Source organism: Geobacillus sp. BMUD, from assembly GCF_013096845.1.
GTDB classification, from domain to species: domain Bacteria; phylum Bacillota; class Bacilli; order Bacillales; family Anoxybacillaceae; genus Geobacillus; species Geobacillus vulcani.
This window is the reverse complement of the sequence record NZ_SDLA01000119.1, coordinates 1-226: the sequence shown is the minus strand read 5'-3', so window position 1 is coordinate 226 and position 226 is coordinate 1. Positions and strand designations below refer to the sequence as shown.

The following is a 226-nucleotide window of genomic DNA, read 5'->3' as shown; positions in this document are numbered from 1 at the left end:
TCCCAAGGCTAAATACTCCCTAGTGACCGATAGTGCACCAGTACCGTGAGGGAAAGGTGAAAAGCACCCCGGGAGGGGAGTGAAAGAGAACCTGAAACCGTGTGCCTACAAGTAGTCAGAGCCCGTTAATGGGTGATGGCGTGCCTTTTGTAGAATGAACCGGCGAGTGACGATGGCGTGCGAGGTTAAGCCGAAGAGGCGGAGCCGCAGCGAAAGCGAGTCTGAA

General features: G+C 55.3%; 1 rRNA gene. It reads left to right on the top strand.

From position 1 onward, the window contains the following. Window positions 1-226, top strand: a 23S ribosomal RNA gene (locus ETC05_RS17690); the annotation flags it as partial.